The organism is Pseudomonas sp. 2822-15, assembly GCF_002742515.1.
Taxonomy (GTDB): domain Bacteria; phylum Pseudomonadota; class Gammaproteobacteria; order Pseudomonadales; family Pseudomonadaceae; genus Aquipseudomonas; species Aquipseudomonas salomonii.
Genome location: NZ_LJRY01000009.1, coordinates 1 through 228 on the forward strand (window position 1 = coordinate 1; position 228 = coordinate 228).

1 protein-coding gene is annotated in these 228 nt (G+C 40.4%); it reads left to right on the forward strand.

What is annotated here, in order from left to right; translation table 11 throughout:
* On the forward strand, positions 1-228 hold a 228-nt coding region (locus AOA59_RS00025; protein WP_143522708.1), incomplete at both ends, for an aminotransferase class V-fold PLP-dependent enzyme.

The following is a 228-nucleotide window of genomic DNA, read 5'->3' on the forward strand; positions in this document are numbered from 1 at the left end:
AATTTATGGAACCCAATGGTCTGAATTACCAAGTGGATTTGAATCTATACCTGTATGCGTTGATGCATCTAGTGATATCTTTAGCCGTCCAATAGCATGGGAGAATGTGGACTTAGTATATGCTGGTGCACAAAAAAATGCAGGGCCTTCCGGCATTACTCTTGTTATCATTCGAAAAGATCTGATGGAACAAGCCAATAAAGATATCCCAACGGTCCTATCCTATAC